16 protein-coding genes are annotated in these 18,270 nt (G+C 40.3%); 9 read left to right on the plus strand and 7 right to left on the minus strand.

Features of this window, described 5'->3' with window-relative positions:
- Positions 1 to 331 precede the first annotated feature (331 nt).
- From NXS00_RS02885 to NXS00_RS02895, 3 genes are read left to right on the plus strand one after another with little or no spacing between them, the layout of a single operon-like run.
- Positions 332 to 1,453, plus strand: coding sequence for an efflux RND transporter periplasmic adaptor subunit (locus NXS00_RS02885; protein WP_258097609.1), 1,122 nt, complete (start codon positions 332 to 334; stop codon positions 1,451 to 1,453).
- A gap of 46 nt (positions 1,454 to 1,499) precedes the next feature.
- Positions 1,500 to 4,667 carry an efflux RND transporter permease subunit gene (locus NXS00_RS02890; protein WP_258097610.1) on the plus strand — a complete coding sequence of 1,056 codons (3,168 nt, stop codon included), beginning with the start codon at positions 1,500 to 1,502 and terminating at the stop codon, positions 4,665 to 4,667.
- The gene (locus tag NXS00_RS02895; RefSeq protein ID WP_258097611.1) at positions 4,657 to 6,123 is read left to right on the plus strand and encodes an efflux transporter outer membrane subunit; all 1,467 of its coding nucleotides are present in this window, start codon (positions 4,657 to 4,659) and stop codon (positions 6,121 to 6,123) included. The genes NXS00_RS02890 and NXS00_RS02895 overlap by 11 nt, the downstream gene beginning before the upstream one ends.
- Positions 6,124 to 6,298: 175 nt before the next feature.
- Here the strand turns inward: NXS00_RS02895 and NXS00_RS02900 are convergent, their stop codons facing one another.
- Complete coding sequence (locus tag NXS00_RS02900; RefSeq protein WP_258097612.1) at positions 6,299 to 7,372, minus strand: family 20 glycosylhydrolase; 1,074 nt, start codon at positions 7,370 to 7,372, stop codon at positions 6,299 to 6,301.
- Between the two features lie 204 nt (positions 7,373 to 7,576).
- Between NXS00_RS02900 and NXS00_RS02905 the strand changes: the two genes are divergently transcribed.
- The 4 genes from NXS00_RS02905 to NXS00_RS02920 all read left to right on the plus strand — a co-directional run bounded on the left by NXS00_RS02905 (position 7,577) and on the right by NXS00_RS02920 (position 11,135).
- Positions 7,577 to 9,184, plus strand: coding sequence for a beta-N-acetylhexosaminidase (locus NXS00_RS02905; protein WP_258097613.1), 1,608 nt, complete (start codon positions 7,577 to 7,579; stop codon positions 9,182 to 9,184).
- An 86-nt stretch (positions 9,185 to 9,270) separates the two neighbouring features.
- Positions 9,271 to 9,960, plus strand: coding sequence for a M24 family metallopeptidase (locus NXS00_RS02910; protein WP_258097614.1), 690 nt, complete (start codon positions 9,271 to 9,273; stop codon positions 9,958 to 9,960).
- Positions 9,954 to 10,628, plus strand: coding sequence for a DNA alkylation repair protein (locus tag NXS00_RS02915; RefSeq protein WP_258097615.1), 675 nt, complete (start codon positions 9,954 to 9,956; stop codon positions 10,626 to 10,628). Before NXS00_RS02910 ends, NXS00_RS02915 begins: the two co-directional genes overlap by 7 nt.
- Before the next feature lie 60 nt (positions 10,629 to 10,688).
- On the plus strand, positions 10,689 to 11,135 hold the full coding sequence (locus tag NXS00_RS02920) for an LEA/WHy family protein (protein ID WP_258097616.1): 447 nt from the start codon (positions 10,689 to 10,691) through the stop codon (positions 11,133 to 11,135).
- A 181-nt stretch (positions 11,136 to 11,316) separates the two neighbouring features.
- On the opposite strand, the gene NXS00_RS02925 is transcribed toward NXS00_RS02920, so the two are convergent.
- The 6 genes from NXS00_RS02925 to NXS00_RS02950 form a co-directional block, all read right to left on the minus strand.
- Positions 11,317 to 12,222 carry a hypothetical protein gene (locus NXS00_RS02925; RefSeq protein ID WP_258097617.1) on the minus strand — a complete coding sequence of 302 codons (906 nt, stop codon included), beginning with the start codon at positions 12,220 to 12,222 and terminating at the stop codon, positions 11,317 to 11,319.
- Positions 12,223 to 12,315: 93 nt separating this feature from the next.
- Positions 12,316 to 13,044, minus strand: coding sequence for an SGNH/GDSL hydrolase family protein (locus NXS00_RS02930; RefSeq protein ID WP_258097618.1), 729 nt, complete (start codon positions 13,042 to 13,044; stop codon positions 12,316 to 12,318).
- Positions 13,041 to 13,397, minus strand: coding sequence for an MmcQ/YjbR family DNA-binding protein (locus NXS00_RS02935; RefSeq protein WP_258097619.1), 357 nt, complete (start codon positions 13,395 to 13,397; stop codon positions 13,041 to 13,043). The genes NXS00_RS02930 and NXS00_RS02935 overlap by 4 nt, the downstream gene beginning before the upstream one ends.
- 12 nt (positions 13,398 to 13,409) lie before the next feature.
- The gene (locus NXS00_RS02940; RefSeq protein WP_258097620.1) at positions 13,410 to 13,619 is read right to left on the minus strand and encodes a DUF6728 family protein; all 210 of its coding nucleotides are present in this window, start codon (positions 13,617 to 13,619) and stop codon (positions 13,410 to 13,412) included.
- A gap of 10 nt (positions 13,620 to 13,629) precedes the next feature.
- Positions 13,630 to 15,621, minus strand: coding sequence for a (E)-4-hydroxy-3-methylbut-2-enyl-diphosphate synthase (gene ispG, locus NXS00_RS02945; RefSeq protein ID WP_258097621.1), 1,992 nt, complete (start codon positions 15,619 to 15,621; stop codon positions 13,630 to 13,632).
- Positions 15,622 to 15,933: 312 nt separating this feature from the next.
- Entirely contained in the window at positions 15,934 to 16,650 is a 717-nt protein-coding gene (locus NXS00_RS02950; protein WP_258097622.1) for an SDR family oxidoreductase, read from the minus strand.
- A 146-nt stretch (positions 16,651 to 16,796) separates the two neighbouring features.
- On the opposite strand from NXS00_RS02950, the gene NXS00_RS02955 reads away from it, so the two are divergent.
- Together NXS00_RS02955 and NXS00_RS02960 are read left to right on the plus strand one after the other, a co-directional pair.
- Positions 16,797 to 17,528, plus strand: a complete 732-nt coding sequence (locus NXS00_RS02955; protein ID WP_258097623.1) for an MlaE family ABC transporter permease — start codon at positions 16,797 to 16,799, stop codon at positions 17,526 to 17,528.
- Positions 17,525 to 18,268, plus strand: a complete 744-nt coding sequence (locus tag NXS00_RS02960; protein ID WP_258097624.1) for an ABC transporter ATP-binding protein — start codon at positions 17,525 to 17,527, stop codon at positions 18,266 to 18,268. Before NXS00_RS02955 ends, NXS00_RS02960 begins: the two co-directional genes overlap by 4 nt.
- The last annotated feature ends 2 nt before the right edge of the window (positions 18,269 to 18,270 follow it).

Here is an 18,270-nt window from a genome sequence, read left to right on the forward strand (position 1 = left end):
ACCGACATCAGCTAAGCTCAACATTGGCTGAATCCTTGCAGCCATATCTGGCATATACTCCTTATCAACCTTGTAAAACGAGCCTCAGCAACTCGAAATAAACATTTTGATAAAATGGCAAGCGAATTTGATAGAAAGAGTATTGTCAAAATGAGAAAAAGGATTTCAAAATGAGAAAAAGACAGAGATTTCTAAAAGTGTATGATATTCTGGGCCATTCCCAAAATGAAAATTTTTCAATAAAAGCAGCATCTAACACATGCCTTTATTATCTTCAATACAGCATCGTTAAAAACATACTAACAAAATGACCCCCAACCACCTTTCTATTATGAAAACTCATACTTCATATGCTCTAGTTTTATTGAGCATATTACTCTGGGCTTGTCAGCCTGAAGTAGAAGAAGATAACGGCATACCATTACCAGTAAAAACACTGGTAGGTCAGAATGCTGCCAACACATTTCAATACCTGGGTTCCGTAGAAGGAATTGAAGACGTTGAGATACGTCCTCAGGTAGATGGTATTTTGGAAGAGATCTATGTAGATGAAGGAGACTTTGTCAACAAGGGACAACCTCTGTTCAAGATCAACGCACAACCATACATTGAGGATTTGAAAAATGCACAGGCCAATGTTGCGCTAGAACGAGCTAAGCTGAGAAAAGCAAGAACGGAGCTTGACCGCCTTCAACCGCTGATTGACAATGAAGTAATCTCCGAAGTGCAGATGAAAACAGCAGAGGCTGATTATGAAATTGCACAAGCTTCTTTAGAAAAGGCACAAGCTATTGAAGCCAACATGCAGATTAAGTTAGGTTTTACTACTATCAATGCACCTGTTAGTGGATTTATTGGTCGATTTACGAAATCAGTAGGTAACGTTATCAAAAAGACTGATTCAGAACCGCTAACGATCCTTTCTAACGTAAGCAAGATCTATGTGTACTTCTCTATGAGTGAATCTGATTATCTGTACTACTCAAGAATGAAGAATGACTCTAGTTCGAAGAAGATGAGTCCAGATGTGAAGCTTATATTGGCGGATGGTTATGTATATGACCATACTGGAAGAATTGATGCTAACTCAGGGCAAATCAACAGAAACACAGGATCTATTACATTGAGAGCAGTATTCAACAATCCTGATACACTACTTAGATCTGGTAATACAGGTAAAATCCTAATGGAGCAGATTTATCCGAATGCCATTTTGATTCCACAAAGTGCTGCGATCTCTATACAGGACAAGAAGTTTGTGTTTGTGCTAGACAGCAATAACCTGACTAAGCGTAAAGAGATACAGATTGAAGGTAGATCGGGTAAAGACTACATCATAGCTAACAATAGTTTATCTGAAAATGATCGGATTGTCATCGCTGGGCTGAATAAGCTCACCGATAGCGTCAAAGTCAATCCGATAAAGAGTGGTTCACTACTCACAACCAACTAGTTCACTCAGGAACATAGTATCCTGATCATATAATCAGATAGAAAATATGTTAGAAAAAATAATATCAAGGCCAGTATTTGCGCTGGTAATCTCGATTTTACTAGTTCTGGCGGGGGTGACAAGCATGACCTCTCTTCCGGTAGAACGATTCCCCGAAATTGCCCCTCCTAGTGTGAGTGTGCAGGTTTATTATCCAGGTGGTAATGCAGAGACCGTGGCAAAATCCGTTTTGCTTCCAATAGAAGAAGCAATCAATGGTACAGCAAACATGACTTATGCGAACTCTACAGCTACCAATTCCGGTCGTGGTAGGGTGACTGTTTACTTCAAACCAGGTACAGATCCAGATAAGGCAGCCGTTGAGATTCAAAACCGAATTTCTAGTGTTTCTGAGAGAATTCCACCCGAAGTAACTGCTGCAGGAATCCAGGTAATGAAACGGATGAAAGGAAGTATCATGACTATCAATATCTTCAGTCAACCTGGAGTGTATGATGAAACCTTCCTAAATGCTTATACAAGAATCAACATTCGTCGTGAGCTGAAACGTATCGAAGGACTTGCAGAAGCTTCCATACTACGAGCTAGAGATTATGCCATGCGTATTTGGCTGGATCCTAACAAGTTAGCTTTATACGAATTAACACCTCGTGATGTCTACAATCAGATTTTAGATCAAAATTTCGAAGCAGCCCCTGGTAAATTCGGTGAAAACTCCGATGAGCTTTTTGAGATTGTCATCAAACACGAGGGACGTTTCAATGAAGAAGATCAGTACAAAAACCTCGTCATCAAAACGGATAACCAAGGATCACTTCTACATTTAAGGGATATCGCAAGAATTGAATTTGGTGCGTCAAACTATACCAGTGAAAACCGACTCGATGGCAAGCCGGCTGTAACCATAGATATTGTACAGTTAAGTGGAGCTAACGCCGTAGAGATCGACAAAAAGGTTCGTCAAATTCTCGAAGAACAGGCCAAACTATTCCCTGCAGGAATGGGATATGAGATCACCTACAGTGTGAGAGACCAAATCGATCAATCGATGCATCAAGTAGTAAAAACATTGATTGAAGCATTTTTACTTGTATTCTTAGTGGTTATCATCTTCCTACAAAACTTTAAGATTACGTTTATCACTGCGATATCCATTCCAATATCCTTGGTAGGAACATTCTTCTTTCTCAACCTTGTAGGTGTATCAATGAACGTATTGAGTATGTTCTCTTTGGTACTCTCCATAGGTATCGTAGTAGATAATGCCATTGTGGTCATGGAGGCAATCCATGAGAAAATGAGTCATGGATTGAGTCCAAAAGATGCAGTAAGCTCAGCAATGAAAGAAATCACTGGAGCAATTATTTCTATTACAATAGTGATAGCAGCTGTATTCTTGCCAATCGGATTCCTTGAAGGGCCTGTTGGAATCTTCTATAAAGAATTTGCTTACACTATCATATTTGCGGTAATCATTTCAGCAGTAAATGCATTAACTCTTGGCCCCGTATTGACTCGATTGATGTTCAAAAAACGAGAACAGAAGAGCAAGCAGACTTTGGGACAAATGATTGGCCAAATTGGTATTGTCTACAAAGCCAATCAAAAGTGGAAGTCTGGACTAAAGAAATTTGATGGCTATTTCGAGCGATTAACCGAGAAGTACATTTCATTGATTAAATGGTCAATTAAGAACATGTGGCTATCAATAGCCGCATTGGTGATCATTTTTGTGACAACATTCTTAATGATGAAGACAACTCCAAGTGGCTTCATCCCTACGGAGGATGACAACTTCTTGATCATGTCATTGAGAATGCCAGAAGGATCATCTCTTCACAGAACAAACACGGCTCTAAGAAAAGCAGACTCCCTCCTACGTTTAGAACCTTCAGTTTCAATGGTAAATACTGTTTCTGGTTTCAACGTGGTAGACAATGCCAATAGCCCTTCTTCTGGAATGGCGTATATCCGATTAAAAAATGGTGATAAACGTGGCGAAGTTCAGGACATGGGTGGAGTTGTAAAACTGCTATCCAAGCGAATGTTGGCCATTGACGGAGCCAGCATCAACATTTACCCCAGACCGACAGTACAAGGATTTGGTAATTTTGATGGGGTTCAATTAATGCTTCAGGATAGATCAGATGGGGATTTGGGAGAATTTGGGCAGTTGGCAAATGAATTTATTGCTAAGCTGAATCAAATGCCTCAGATTGAAAATGCCTTCACATCTTTCAATCCCAATTTCCCTCAAACGAAGTTGATCATTGACTATGAAAAAGCTAAAGGATTGGGCGTCAGCGTAAAAGACATGATGTTTACCATCAAATCCTATTTTGGACGTACACAAGCTGGTGATTTCAATCGATTTAGTCGACAATATGGGGTTTACATGCAGGCTGACATTCAGTTCAGAGAAAACCCGTCTGACTTCAATAACATATTTGTAAAGAACGATAAAGGGGAAATGGTCCCTATCAACTCAATTGTGCATCTAGAACAAGATTTTGGACCAGAGACAGTTAACAGGTACAACTTGTATAACGCTGCTAAAATCAATGTCACTCCAGCTAAAGGCTACAGTACTGGTGACGTAATGACCGCAATTGAGAAAGAAGCAGCTGCAAAACTACCAGCTAGTTTGAGCTTCGAGTGGACCAGCATGAGTTTAGAGGAGAAAAACTCAGGTGGTGATTCTACCATCATTTTCATAATGAGTATTGTTTTAGTCTACTTCATTCTGGCAGCTCAATACGAAAGTTTCTGGTTGCCATGGGCAGTGATACTTTCTATTCCTACTGGTATCATAGGTGTATTCTTAGCCATTACTATTGCAGGAATTGACAACAACACCTATGTACAGGTTGGAATCATCATGTTAATTGGTTTATTGGCCAAAAACGCCATTCTGATCGTAGAATTCGCCAGTCAAAAACGAAAAGCCGGTAGGCCTGTATTAGATGCTGTACTGGAAGCAAGTGCTCTAAGATTAAGATCTATTGTGATGACATCATTAGCATTTACAGTTGGTCTTATTCCATTGATGTTCGCATCAGGAGCTGCAGCAATGGGTAACAAATCAGTAAGTATTGGTACAGCTGGAGGAATGATGTCAGGTATTATACTCGGAGTTTTAATCATTCCAGTTTTGGCGTATGCCTTTCAGTCTTTGGAAGAACGATTTAGTATGAACTATGGTGATGAAGATTAATCAAATGAAGCAAATAGGATATTTAATACTCGTTTTTCTATTGGCTGTAGGCGGTTGTAAAATGACCGAAACTTACCAGGAGCCAGAGTTGAACGTACCAAACAAGTTTTATGGACATGAGACGGAGTATCTTGAAGACACCATTTCCATTGCACAAATGCCATGGACAGAGTTCTTCAGTGACTCTATTTTAATCTCATTAGTAGATACGGCTTTGCAAAACAATATTGATTTGCAAATCGCTGATCTATACGTAGAAATTGGACAAGCCAGGCTGAAACAATCCAAAGCCAACTACTTTCCATCTGTAGGTTTCACTCCTTTTAAGTATAGACAAGATTATTACTCCGAAAACTACAACAACTGGGGATCAAACAGAGCACGTAGAAATCATGGAGAAGGTAATATACCGTCCTCCTTTTATACAGAGCGTTTGGATTATGAATCCAGTATAGATTTAAGCTGGGAGTTGGATATCTGGGGTAAAATGAGTGCTCAGAAAAGAGCAGCACTTAACAATTACATGAAAACCCAGGAATTCCAAAAGGCTGTAAAGACTTCTTTGGTATCTGAAATAGCTTCTACGTACTTTTATTTAGCATATTTAAGATCTCAAATTGACGTGTACAATGACAACCTTGTGTTGTTGGACAATACGCTGAGAATAGTGGAATTACAATATGAAGCAGGCGAAGTAACTTCATTGGCGGTCAAGCAAACAACTTCTCAAAAACTTAGAGCACAAACGCTTATTCCTCAGCTAGAACGAGAGTTTATCCGACAGGAAAACAAGTTAAACCGACTGATTGGACGTCATGCTCAATCAATTGAGTTGAATAATCTAAGTCTACCGATGGTAGATGAAGATCATGTGGTTGGGCTACCAATAGAGCTATTGAGCAATCGACCAGATGTGGCAGCTTCTGAGTATGAACTGAAAGAAAGCTATGAAAGAGCTGGAATAGCCAATGCTATGCGCTATCCTTCAATTAATCTTGGAGCAAGTCTAGGCTTAAACACCTTTCAACTGGAGAAACTATTAAATCCAGCAGGTTCTGGTTTCTTGTTATTAAATGGCTTGGTATATCAGCCCATTTTCCAACAGAGAAAGCTAAAAACCAATTACGAGATTGCTTTAAAGGAAAAGGAAATTGCTGAGCTAAAATTCAGAGATAAATTCATTCAGGCTACCAATGAAGTATCCAATGCACTCATAGCGATTGATAAACTTAAAGAAGAACTAGCCCTGGCGCAAGAACGTGTAGAAGCAGCTCAGCGTGCAGTTAAAGATGCTAATATGCTTTTTAGAAGTGGGCTAGCAAATTACCTGGAGGTAATCACTGCACAGCGAGAAGCACTAGATAGTGAATTGAACCTGGTAGCCGCAAAAATGCGCTTGCTAGGTGCAGATGTAGAACTTTACAGAAGCCTCGGCGGAGGATGGAGAGAATTCTAATCTAATAATATGTTTTAGGAAGCTGTCTTAAAAGTTTATTCATTTGGTCATTTCGAGGTAACAAGAACCCCTACTCATTAGAATCCTCGTATTCAATTATTCGGGACAGATTTCTCCAAAGTCGAATTGACACCTTTTAAGACAGCTTCATTCTATTCAATACTTATTGGAATGATTAATCATTTTCATCAATCCATTCCAGCATAGCATTGAAACTAGCTACTTGTTTTAGCGCTCCGTCATTGTCTGACTCTCCGTAATAAGCATCTAAAAACAACCCAGCAGGCACCCAAATAGTCTGCATCCCTCCTGTTATCTGTGGTTTTAATACCGGAGAACTCAATTTCCTAAGCGTATTCATCATGGTCAATTGATCTTTGGCGACTTGCGGAACATTCCAGAAACAAGCATAAACGCTAAACCCTTTAGTGACAAAATAAGCAGGTGTTGGAACAGTCACATTGTAATGCCAATCATTAATCATCACATTCTTATTGATGAGATCAATTGCTTTCGCGGTTCCGTTATCACTTGCATCCCATATGCTCAATTGCGTCTCCTCCTTATCCAGTAATCGGTCTCCCCAAATCCATAGTTTCACACTATCTGACGCAAAGTGATCACTAATCTTATTGACCTCATTCGCAAATAGTTCTGCCTTGTCTTTACCAGCACATCTTGGGCATTGCTCATGTCCTATATAGAACACTTCATCCATTCCTGCATGGAAGTCTGTTGCTTCAAATACCTCTACGATTTCATCAACCAATGAAAAAACCACCTTGTGAACCTCTGGGTGCAATGGACAGTAACTTCTACAGTAAAGCCCATCATCGTTTGGCCATTCATACTTTTCAGGCATTTTCACGTTAGGCGTTTCATCAAATTCCGGATATTCAGTTAGTAGAGCATAGGTTGTTTCAGCCCATGATTGATGGCCCAATAAATTAATTTGGGGAATCAAGTTGATCCCATGCTTCCTTGAGACAGCAACCAGTTTCTTAATATCCGATTTGGTTAATGGGTTATCATCTCTCAGATTTGGATAGGACTCATACTTGTAATTAAAATCCACTCGAAGAATTAGTGTTTTGATGCCATTTGGCCCAAGTTCTTCATCGATAAACTTGACAAAGCGTGGCACATCTTTTTTGGTTGGAGCAGCAATACAAAATGCTAAATCAATAGATTGTGCAGTTGCAGTGGTTAGCTGCAAAATCAAAGCGAGTGTAATCAGTAGTTCCCTCATGATTTAAAAATAATCTCGATTTTTTTACCTGCACAATATTATAGCTATACGACATGGCTCTGTAGCTAAACAACTTTATTTGTTCTATAAGGCGCATTTGCAGGAGTATCGATATCCTATCTGTCAATGAATTTACTTCCGGATAAATGTCCGATTTTGAGATGTGTTTACTTAGTTTTAGCACTCAGACCTAACAATCAAGTGATGAAAAACCTATTCATTTTGGCTCTTTTAGCCGTTACTTTTTCATGTGCAAGTACAAAAAGTCAGGAAGTTCTTCCCGAACCTACTATTCTTCCGAAGCCAGCTTCATTAGAAATGAAGCCTGGAGCATTTACCTTGAAAAAGAAGATAAGTATCTCAGGAACTGATGAATCTGCATTGGAAATAGCAGAGTTATTAGCTGACTATTTATCTGCGCAAAGAATCGAAAGTGAAATAGTTGATGCAGATGGTGACATTATTTTGAGTTTGACTGGAAACACTGAGTCTGAAGCTTACTCACTTAATATTGCAGAAGATCGGATAAACATTCAATCAGATGGAGCAGCAGGACTATTCTATGGCGTTCAATCATTGATTCAAATCATTTCAAACAACAAAGAGTCGCTTCCACAATTAGCCATTCAGGATGAGCCAAGATTTGGTTATCGAGGAATGCACCTAGATGTAGGACGTCACATGTTTCCTGTAGAATTTGTAAAAAGATATGTGGACTTGATGTCTCATTTTAAATTCAACACGTTCCACTGGCACTTAACAGAAGATCAAGGTTGGAGAATTGAGATTAAAAAATACCCTGAGCTTCAAACGAAAGCTGCATATAGAGATGGAACAGTTATTGGTCATGCTTCATCTCATGATCGTGAAAATGAAAAATACGACGGAGAGAAGTATGGAGGATACTATACGCAGGAAGAAGTAAAAGATGTAGTTGCTTATGCCGCAGCACGTCAGGTAACCATCGTTCCGGAAATAGAATTACCAGGTCATTCATTAGCTGCATTGACTGCATACCCACATTTAGGCTGTACAGGTGGTCCTTATGCTACTTCCAAAACATGGGGAGTATTCCCAGACATTTACTGTGCAGGAAAAGAAACTACCTTCGAGTTTTTACAAGATGTATTTGACGAAGTATTACCACTATTCCCTGGAAAATACGTGCATATAGGTGGAGATGAAGCACCAAAAGACAAATGGAAGACTTGTCCGCATTGCCAAAAAAGAATTCAAGACGAAGGTCTTGCTGATGAGCATGAATTGCAGTCTTATTTTGTTCAGCGCATGGAAAAATACCTAAACGAAAAGGGTAAGTCCATGATTGGCTGGGATGAAATATTGGAAGGCGGCCTTGCTCCTAATGCAGTAGTAATGAGCTGGAGAGGTGAAGCTGGTGGTATTGAAGCAGCTAAGCAAGATCATGATGTCATCATGACTCCTACTGGATGGTGTTATTTTGATTACTATCAAGCAGGTCCTGAAGGCGAACCTCTTGCCTTCCCAGGTCAGATGACCACTGTGGAGAAAGTATACAGCTACGAACCTATTCCTGCGGAGCTATCAGCAGAGCAAGCCAAACATGTACTAGGTGCTCAATGTAACGTTTGGACAGAATATATACTAGACGGACCACATGCAGAGTACATGGTCTACCCTCGAGCTATCGCTTTATCTGAAGTTTTATGGTCTCCAAAGGTTGAGAACAGAGATTATCAGGATTTCGTCCTAAGGTTAAATAACATACAACCCTACATGGATGAGCTAAATATTAACTACGCAAAGCACCTCTTTGAAAATTCAGCGAAGTGATTGCAGCCTTAATCCAGTATATTTTGAAGTTAATCTAGTAATAGCTTCAGTTGATATATTTATGCCTATCTTCATATCACCAATTGATGAATGAAGAAAGTATGTCCGAAGTGAAGGCAAAGCTAGATCTGGCTGAACAAAAAGCTGAGCAACTTTTTCTTGCCGTTGAAAACGAAAATATCATAGTTCCTGGGAAGACCGAAAAAGAGGTCAATCAGGAGATTTTCGATCTGGCTAAGAAAATGTTCGGTATTGAAAAATACTGGCATAAGCGTATTGTAAGAGCAGGAGCAAATACCCTTCATCCATATGATGAAAATCCACCTAACCTGACTATTCAGGAAGATGATATCGTTTTTGTGGATTTCGGACCAATATTCAAAGACTTTGAAGCTGACTATGGACGTACTTACGTAATCGGTAACGATGAACGTAAACTCACACTCAAGCAAGATGTGGAAGATGCATGGTATGAGGCTCAGGAGTGGTTTCTCCAGCATACTTACATTACCGGAGCTGAGTTCTATAAGTACCTGGAAATTCTAGCCAAGCGATTGGGTTGGGAGTTTGGTGGACAAATTGGTGGTCACCTCATTGGAAAATTTCCACATGAGCGCATAGTTCCAGAAAACTTCAAATTGTACGTTCACCCTAGCAATCACAACGATATGATCGCAAAGGATGCCAATGGCAATACCAGACATTGGATATTAGAAATTCATTTCGTAGATCGAGAAAATAAGATTGGTGGGTTCTTTGAACAAATCATGTGTTGAACCCTTACGTAGAAGAGCTTCGATCCATCTATACTGAATATGCCAATGAAGGCATTGCACATCAGCAAAAAGCTTATTTAAAGAACTTATTTGAACATTTTGGCATTAAATCACCGGTAAGAAGAACGGTTTCCAAGCATCTCCTAACCCGAGAAGCGTTACCGACTAAAGAAGAACTTGCTGAGATCATACATGAATTGTGGAATCAGGATCAAAGGGAATTTCATCACTTCGGATTAGACCTGTGTGCAAAATACAAACGCAACATCGCAGAAACGGATATTGATCTTTACGAATGGATGGTCACGCATAAATCCTGGTGGGATACGGTGGACTTCATTGCAGTCAATTTAATGGGTCCATATTTCAAAGCACACCCAGAATATATTGATACAAAAATCAAAGAATGGATTGATTCAGGTAACCTTTGGCTACAACGCTGCACCCTCATTTTTCAGCTGAAGTACAAGGATCAAACCAATACAGAGCGCCTCTCCCATTGCATTCACCACTTGAAGGACACCAAAGAGTTCTTTCTCAACAAAGCAATCGGTTGGGCACTTCGTGAATATGGTAAAACCAACCCAACCTGGGTGATCCAATTCTGCAACACTACCAAACTACAATCCCTTAGCCAAAGAGAGGCTTTGCGATTAATTAATCAATAACATCAAGGCTATTGGCACAATAGATGTTATAAGAGTCGTTAGTTAATTACTTTCGCAATTATGAGATATTTCATCCTACCGTTTATAGCTGTTTTACTGCTTACTCAATGTGGTCGTCCGGATCAGGAACCGGAATTCATTGCCATGGAAAATGTCAAAGTCAGTAAAGTGACAGGCAAAGAAGCAGTGCTTTCAGCAAATGCTAAATTCTATAACCCAAATGATCAAAGCATCAAGTTGAAGCAAGTGATGATCGACATTGAGGTGGATGATCGTATAGTAGGTAAAATAGATCAGGACATGAAATTCAAAATTCCAGCCAATGACTACTTCTCTGTTCCATTGAAAGCGTCATTCAACATTCGTGATCTGGGATTATTAAATGGAATTATCTCTGTACTTGGAGGCAAACCAGTCAGAGTGCATTACAAAGGTTACATCAAGGTTGGTTTGTATGGATATGTTAAGAAGGTACCGATCGACTTTGAAGAAGATGTGAGGATGTAAATCCCTATTTTGTGGTATTGCTCACTGACTATCAATAAGTTAGTTTTACAGCAAAACCACCGCATAAAATGAAAAAGATTATTACCGCCTTATCTGTGATGCTATTCACAAGTTTCCTTGTTGTACTGGGAATCACTCAAACCAAATCAGGAAAAAAGAAAATAAAGCCGAGATTGTTTATTTAAAATCCGTCTTCTTCTGAATCAGGTTCCTCCTCCAGAGGTTTTTCTTCTAAGACAGGCACCTGTTCTTCGGTACTGAGACTATCCGATGCTACAGATTTCGGTTTATTAAGGAAGCTAAAGAGGTTTTTGAAGAATCCTCCTTTTTCTTCAACACCTGTAGTATCAACTGGCGCAGGGTTTTTAACCACTTTTACGTAGAGTTGATCTCCAAAGTACTTGTTGTAGTACTGTTGTTCTACGTTCAGCATTTCATCTTTAGGATCGTAACGGTATAACCATTTGGTTTCTGGTTTTTCCTTCTTCTCAGCCATCTTAGCAATTGGTGGGAACGACGGAAGATCAAACGAATCCTCCTCTGCTAGACTGGTACTATCAATCTGTACGTCCAACTGCGCTGCTAGAGACATGGAGTCCATTGCCACTGAATCAGAGAAATCAGAAGCTACGAACTCCCCAACATCCTTCATGGTATCAGCAGGAATGATCGGTGGTTCAGGTGGAGTCAGCACATTTTCCATAGGAGCTGTACGCTGACGATAGTTCTTTAGCCAGTACGGTTCATATTTCACCATACCGAACTTGTTCTTATTTACTTCACGCTCAGGCACCTTGTATTGTGCCACATAAGCCCAGTAATCAATTTCATTAGAAGCAGAAGCAAGTGCAGGCCCACCTACGGCTGTGGTGTCATTAGCCATCGATCTACTTGTATCCATTTTAGGCTGCTGTTGAGCTAAATAAGACATTCGCTCATCTTCGTCTAAACGCCACAAATAGGAATAATAAATGGTTCTTACGGAATCGTCGAGTATGTATGTACTCTGAAATGCAGGGCATATCACCTTATCTCGGCAAGCCGATAAGCACAACACAATGGCGAGGAATACAACAATTTGCCTCATACGAAGGTGATAACAGCCTGTTTGACAGCCCTAAAAATAGGACTATTTCTACAATAGTGAAAGAATAACGCTAATAAAGAACCGAATGATATATCACTCAACAAAGATTTCCTCTACCCAGGGGAAGATTAATTCTACCCATTCGGTATACATTTTACCAGATGGATGCAGGCCATCTAGCGCTACAAGCGATTCATCCTGAGCAGCTTTTCGCGATATTGGAGTAATATCAAAGTATTTAACACCGTAGTTTTCACAGATCGTTTGATTCACTTGATTGTATGCATCGATTTCCGTAGCAATCTTTTCCTGATCTCTACCTTCCGCAAATGGCGTTACTCCCCAATCTGGAATACTGACCACAAAAACCCTGGCTGTATCCATATTAGCAAATTGGATAGCCTTCTTAAGAAGTACCTCAAACTCCTCCTTTTGTTGCTCTATCGGATAGCCGCGATATTGATTATTCACTCCTATCAACAAAGACACCAAATCATACGATTCTTTAGTATCAGCTGCTTCTATTCCTTTCAACAACTCATCTGTTGTCCAGCCAGTCGTAGCAATGATTTGAGGGTCGCTCATTGGAATTTCCAGATCTTTTAGTTGCATAACTAACTGAACAGGCCATCTTTCGGAAACGTCTACGCTTTCTCCTATGGTATAAGAATCGCCTAAGGCCAAATAGGTCAATGTATCCATTTCGTTCTGATCTTGGTTAATATTAGAGTCTCGGGTATCCTCGTTCTGCTGAATAGTTCTAACGGGCTCATTCTCACATGAGAACAATCCAAGCGACAACAATAAATAAAGGGTTTTCATAAGTTATTAAGCTCTTCTTTCAGCTTTTTTGGTAATGTTTTGACTACCTGATCATAGGAATGGTCAATCCATTTTTTAAGCTCCTGATCATTGAATGCACCATCTACCATAACCGTATTCCAGTGCTTTTTATTCATGTGATATCCCGGTAAAACAGTATGCTCGTATTGCTCACGCAATTCCACAGCTGTCTCTGGATCACACTTAAGATTCATGCTCACAAAATCATCCACATCAGCTAAGGCGAACATTTTTCCCATCACTTTAAATACGAGCGTGGCTTCGTCAAAAGGAAACCCTTCTGTGACGCCTGGTTTGGAAATACAATATTCTCGGTAGGATTCAATATTCATTAATAATTCAGTTTATGATCTCATGATAAACCGTACAATGATCACAATCACACAAATCAAAAACATCAACATAGAGATCTTATTGATGCCGTGCATCATTTTGATGTTGATATTACTCGGTCTATTCGGATCTTTCTTGCGGAAAAAATACGTCAATACTTCTTTGAAATCAAAGTAATAACCCACTTCCTTCTTCTCCTCATTAGTTTGCTCTTCAGCCATATCTTTGTAATTATTCAGTCATCACTTGTTGTGGTTCCAACCACTTGCCATCGTCCTTGATCAACTCGATCAATTCATCCAGAGCGCGCTCTGATGGCACACCTCTTTTCATCACTTCCTGGCCTTTATAAAGAGTAATCTTCCCTTTACCCGACCCCACATAGCCATAATCGGCATCTGCCATCTCACCTGGTCCGTTTACAATACAACCCATGATTCCGATTTTCACACCTTTCAGGTGATCGGTACGTTTACGAATCATTGCAGTTGTCTCTTGTAAGTCAAACAATGTACGACCACATGACGGACAAGAGATGTATTCTGTTTTAGTGATTCTGGTTCGTGCTGCTTGTAATACTCCAAAAAGGATGTTGTTGTACGCTTTTGCTTTGTCCAGATAGGTTTCTTTATCTGTAGAAATGTTATCCATTCCCAACATTACTCCATCTCCAAAACCATCAATCAACAACCCTCCCATATCTGTGGCAGGGAACATCATTATCGCATCATCACCCAGATCTTCATACGTACGCTGGATCACCACTGGATTTGTCACCTGATGATTCATCAGATGTACAAATGCTCTTCTTAAGTCCGCCAATGCATGCTGATTGGTTGTCTTCAACAACAACACGAGGGTATCATTACCCTTAATTTCCTGAACCACTTCTGGAGATAACTCTGTGGTATCTGCTATAACGAAGTTCAATTTTGGATGAAGCTCGTTACTTAGCTGATTGACAGTGAGTAATGGAAATTTATTCGCATCGCCTTTAACCGTTTCCCAGGCAGTGTAATCAAGTATTTCTTTCAATCCATTTGGCAACATGAAACTGATCGGCTGACTTCCTGAATACACATAGTCACATCCCAGATCGTTCATGGTCCACTTGTCCAGTTCTGGTAAGTAGAAATGTCCAATTGACTTTAAGTCTTTAACGGTGACCTCCTCCAAATGCGAAAAATCCGCAATGACACGAGGCACATTATCACCACCAAAGTTCAAAACTTCCGTGGTTGCTCTTTTCTGATATTCATATGGGTTGTATAAACTAAAATCCTCCTCAGGAATAGCAGCATGACCTGTACGAGAGTTGAGACGATCCACCATGATTTTGGCAACAGGCGCCTCCACCTCTGGTTCTTCAGTGAGTGAAACTCTTACGGTATCTCCTAACCCATCTTCTAGCAACGTCCCAATTCCAACTGCACTTTTGATACGGCCATCTTCTGCTTCACCGGCTTCAGTTACGCCCAGGTGCAACGGATATGGCTTCAACCCTTCTTCATCCAACATCTTCACCAACAAACGGTAAGCTTGGACCATCACTTGAGGGTTGGAGGACTTCATGGAAACCACGATATCGTAATACTCCAGGTCTTCACAAATGCGGATAAACTCCAAAGCAGACTCCACCATACCAAGTGGTGTATCTCCGTATCGGCTCATGATTCGATCCGAAAGTGAACCATGATTGGTTCCGATTCGCATGGCAGTACCATGCTCCTTACAGATTTCTACTAAAGGAGTAAACTTCTCACGAATCCGATCGAGTTCTGCCTGATACGACTCGTCTGTATACTCTATTTCTTCAAATTTCTTTTTGTCTGCGTAGTTACCGGGATTGACACGAACCTTTTCAACGATCTTGGCTGCCAGTTCCGCTGCGTTTGGTGTAAAGTGTATGTCTGCCACTAAGGGTACTTCACAACCTTGTGTTCTCAGACCTTCCCGAATTGACTCCAGGTTTTGGGCTTCTTTGATACTTGGGGCAGTAATACGAACGTATTCGCAACCGCTTTCCACCATTCTCAAAGTTTGCGCAATAGACCCTTCCGTATCCATAGTATCTACAGTCGTCATGGACTGCACACGAATAGGATTATCGCCACCCAAAGGGGTTTTACCAATCTTCACTTCTAAAGTCTTGCGACGCTGATAGCTCGTCAGACTAGCACAAAAATCAACTTCCTTTTGCTCGAGGTTAGCCTCTGGGTTCATAGGTCTATTTTGGATTTATCAACTAAAGTTGAATTCAATATCATGTTGGTTCTTCACTTTACTAAATGCCAATAAGTAAGTGCTCTGACACATTCCACTTACGACTTATTGACAAGTAACTACCTAAACACAAATTAAGTATAAAAGTTACCCTAATAGGGTAAACCACTCAGGTATTTCAAATCAAAATGGTTTTTCGTTTTAAAGTATTTACTCTTCCAATTACTCCTCACTTCCCAAAACGGTCAATTAACTTTCTACCTTTAGGAATGGGGTAAATTTCAAGTGACTTGAAAAACCTATTCAATCCTATTAAAGATCTCCTAATTGTGGTCTAATGACTAGATCTTCAACAACTGTACGATCACTTAGCATGTAGGTCGTATAGACCATCTCCGCTACATCTTCCGATTTCATAAAGCGCTCTTCAGGAATGTCCACTCCTTCCCAACTGGCTGTTAAGGTAGCTCCAGGCATCACAGAGGTCACTCGAACACCGAATTCCTTCAACTCTTCCCGTAACCCTTTGCTCATGCCATACATCGCAAACTTGCTAATGGAATAAGAACCGCCATTGGCATAAGCCGTAATACTGGCAATCGAGCACATATTAAAAATGTGACCAGATTTACGCTTTTTCATGTCCGGAATAATCCCTCTGCTTAAACGGTAAGCACTGTATAAGTTGGTTTCAATCATGGCTTCTAGCGAACCTTCATCCTCCTCATGAATGGTTCCAGGAATAAATTTACCTGTGTTATTAACCAGTACTTCAACCGGTTTTCCGGTCAGTCGAACGAATTCTACAAAGCTCTTTACGCCATCCTTTTTGGATAAATCCGCTACGCTGATCATCACCTTATTGCCGTATTGAGCTTCTACCGTCTCTTTTAAGCTATCAAGATCGCCTTCATTTCTAGAACAAGTAGCCACGGTATAGCCCTCAGAAGCGAATTTTTCCACGATTGCACGTCCAATTCCCTTCGTTCCACCCGTAACAACTACTAATTTGTCTTTATTCTCAGCCATACCTAGTTATCTTCTGTTGAAAAATATTGTTAGAAATACTTCAAACAATTCTTCGTTTTAATTCTTTAATCTTTGTGAACACGCTGGTTTAATATGTTCTTATTAATTTCGGCAAAGCTAACACATCTGAAGCAAGGGAAAACTGAATGAAGTCACTCGGAAAATTTTTGATTTTTGCCGGACAGTTATTTGTCCGAAGAGAAAGCTTCAAGACTTACGTATCACTGGTAATTGATGAATGTATAAAGGTGGGATACAACTCACTTTTCATCGTCACCATTGTGTCGGTCTTTATGGGAGCGGTAGTAACTGTGCAAACTGCATACAACCTCGTCAGCCCATTCATTCCTGACTATGTAATCTCTCTTGTGGTACGAGACATGACCGTATTGGAGCTCTCTCCTACGATCATTGCGATTGTTTATGCCGGAAAAGTGGGTTCCAACATTGCCGGGGAACTTGGAACCATGCGTATCACCGAACAAATAGATGCGCTGGAAGTAATGGGGATCAACTCTACTTCTTATTTGGTGCTTCCGAAGATCATCGCTTCCGTATTGATGTACCCAATGCTCGTGGTGATGTCTGGGTTCCTATGTATCTATGGTGGTTACTTAACCAGTATTGCAACGGGAATCATTTCTGGCCACGATTACATTTATGGTATCAGATACGAATTCATTGAGTTCAATATCACCTTCGCTCTAATTAAGGCGTTTGTTTTCGCCTTGTTGGTAGCATCCATTTCTGCATACAAGGGCTATTTCACTACAGGTGGTGCTTTGGAAGTTGGTAAATCTTCTACCGCTGCTGTGACCAATAGCTGTATTGCCATACTTTTAGCTGATTACTTACTAGCACAATTGTTACTCGGATGATCGAAATTCAAGACATAAAGAAGTCGTTCAATGACAAAGAGGTACTCAAAGGTGTTAGTGCAACTTTTGAGGATGGAAAATGTAATCTGATTATCGGTTCCAGTGGTACTGGTAAATCAGTATTGCTCAAAAACATTGTGGGATTGATCCAGCCAGACTCTGGAAAGATCTTGTATGACAATCGTGACTTCACCTCTGGAGATAAGAAAGATCAAAGTGAAATTCGTCGGGAGATTGGTATGTTGTTTCAAGGCTCTGCCCTATTCGATAGTAAGACGGTGGAGCAAAACATTATGTTTCCATTAGATGTGTTGACAGACATGTCCAAGGAAGAAAAAATAGAACGTGTAAACTTCTGTCTGGATCGTGTAGGGATGGCTAATGTCAATAATAAAATGCCAGCTGAGATATCTGGTGGTATGAAAAAGCGTGTAGGCATCGCTCGTGCGATTGTTAACAAACCAAATTACCTCTTCTGTGACGAACCCAACTCCGGTTTAGATCCACAAACCAGTATGGTGATCGATGAGCTGATCAAAGAAATCACCGATGAGTACGGTATCACTACTGTGGTGGTAACACACGATATGAACTCAGTAATCGAGATCGGCCAAAAAGTGATCTTCCTGTACAAAGGTTTGAAACTTTGGGAAGGCTCTAACAAAGACATTACCCACTCTGGTGTGAAAGAACTGGATGATTTTGTCTTTGCCAATCGCATGATGAAGGAGTTTCGTTAATC

The organism is Marinoscillum pacificum (genome assembly GCF_024714495.1).
In the GTDB taxonomy this organism is placed as follows: Bacteria; Bacteroidota; Bacteroidia; order Cytophagales; family Cyclobacteriaceae; genus Marinoscillum; species Marinoscillum pacificum.

Bases quoted from the DNA above. Each gene is read 5' to 3' on its own strand.
- NXS00_RS02885 (WP_258097609.1), top strand. From the start codon at position 332: ATGAAAACTCATACTTCATATGCTCTAGTTTTATTGAGCATATTACTC.
- NXS00_RS02890 (WP_258097610.1), top strand. From the start codon at position 1,500: ATGTTAGAAAAAATAATATCAAGGCCAGTATTTGCGCTGGTAATCTCG.
- NXS00_RS02895 (WP_258097611.1), top strand. From the start codon at position 4,657: ATGAAGATTAATCAAATGAAGCAAATAGGATATTTAATACTCGTTTTT.
- NXS00_RS02900 (WP_258097612.1), bottom strand. From the start codon at position 7,372: ATGAGGGAACTACTGATTACACTCGCTTTGATTTTGCAGCTAACCACT.
- NXS00_RS02905 (WP_258097613.1), top strand. From the start codon at position 7,577: ATGAAAAACCTATTCATTTTGGCTCTTTTAGCCGTTACTTTTTCATGT.
- NXS00_RS02910 (WP_258097614.1), top strand. From the start codon at position 9,271: ATGAATGAAGAAAGTATGTCCGAAGTGAAGGCAAAGCTAGATCTGGCT.
- NXS00_RS02920 (WP_258097616.1), top strand. From the start codon at position 10,689: ATGAGATATTTCATCCTACCGTTTATAGCTGTTTTACTGCTTACTCAA.
- NXS00_RS02925 (WP_258097617.1), bottom strand. From the start codon at position 12,222: ATGAGGCAAATTGTTGTATTCCTCGCCATTGTGTTGTGCTTATCGGCT.
- NXS00_RS02930 (WP_258097618.1), bottom strand. From the start codon at position 13,044: ATGAAAACCCTTTATTTATTGTTGTCGCTTGGATTGTTCTCATGTGAG.
- NXS00_RS02935 (WP_258097619.1), bottom strand. From the start codon at position 13,397: ATGAATATTGAATCCTACCGAGAATATTGTATTTCCAAACCAGGCGTC.
- NXS00_RS02940 (WP_258097620.1), bottom strand. From the start codon at position 13,619: ATGGCTGAAGAGCAAACTAATGAGGAGAAGAAGGAAGTGGGTTATTAC.
- ispG (WP_258097621.1), bottom strand. From the start codon at position 15,621: ATGAACCCAGAGGCTAACCTCGAGCAAAAGGAAGTTGATTTTTGTGCT.
- NXS00_RS02950 (WP_258097622.1), bottom strand. From the start codon at position 16,650: ATGGCTGAGAATAAAGACAAATTAGTAGTTGTTACGGGTGGAACGAAG.
- NXS00_RS02955 (WP_258097623.1), top strand. From the start codon at position 16,797: ATGAAGTCACTCGGAAAATTTTTGATTTTTGCCGGACAGTTATTTGTC.
- NXS00_RS02960 (WP_258097624.1), top strand. From the start codon at position 17,525: ATGATCGAAATTCAAGACATAAAGAAGTCGTTCAATGACAAAGAGGTA.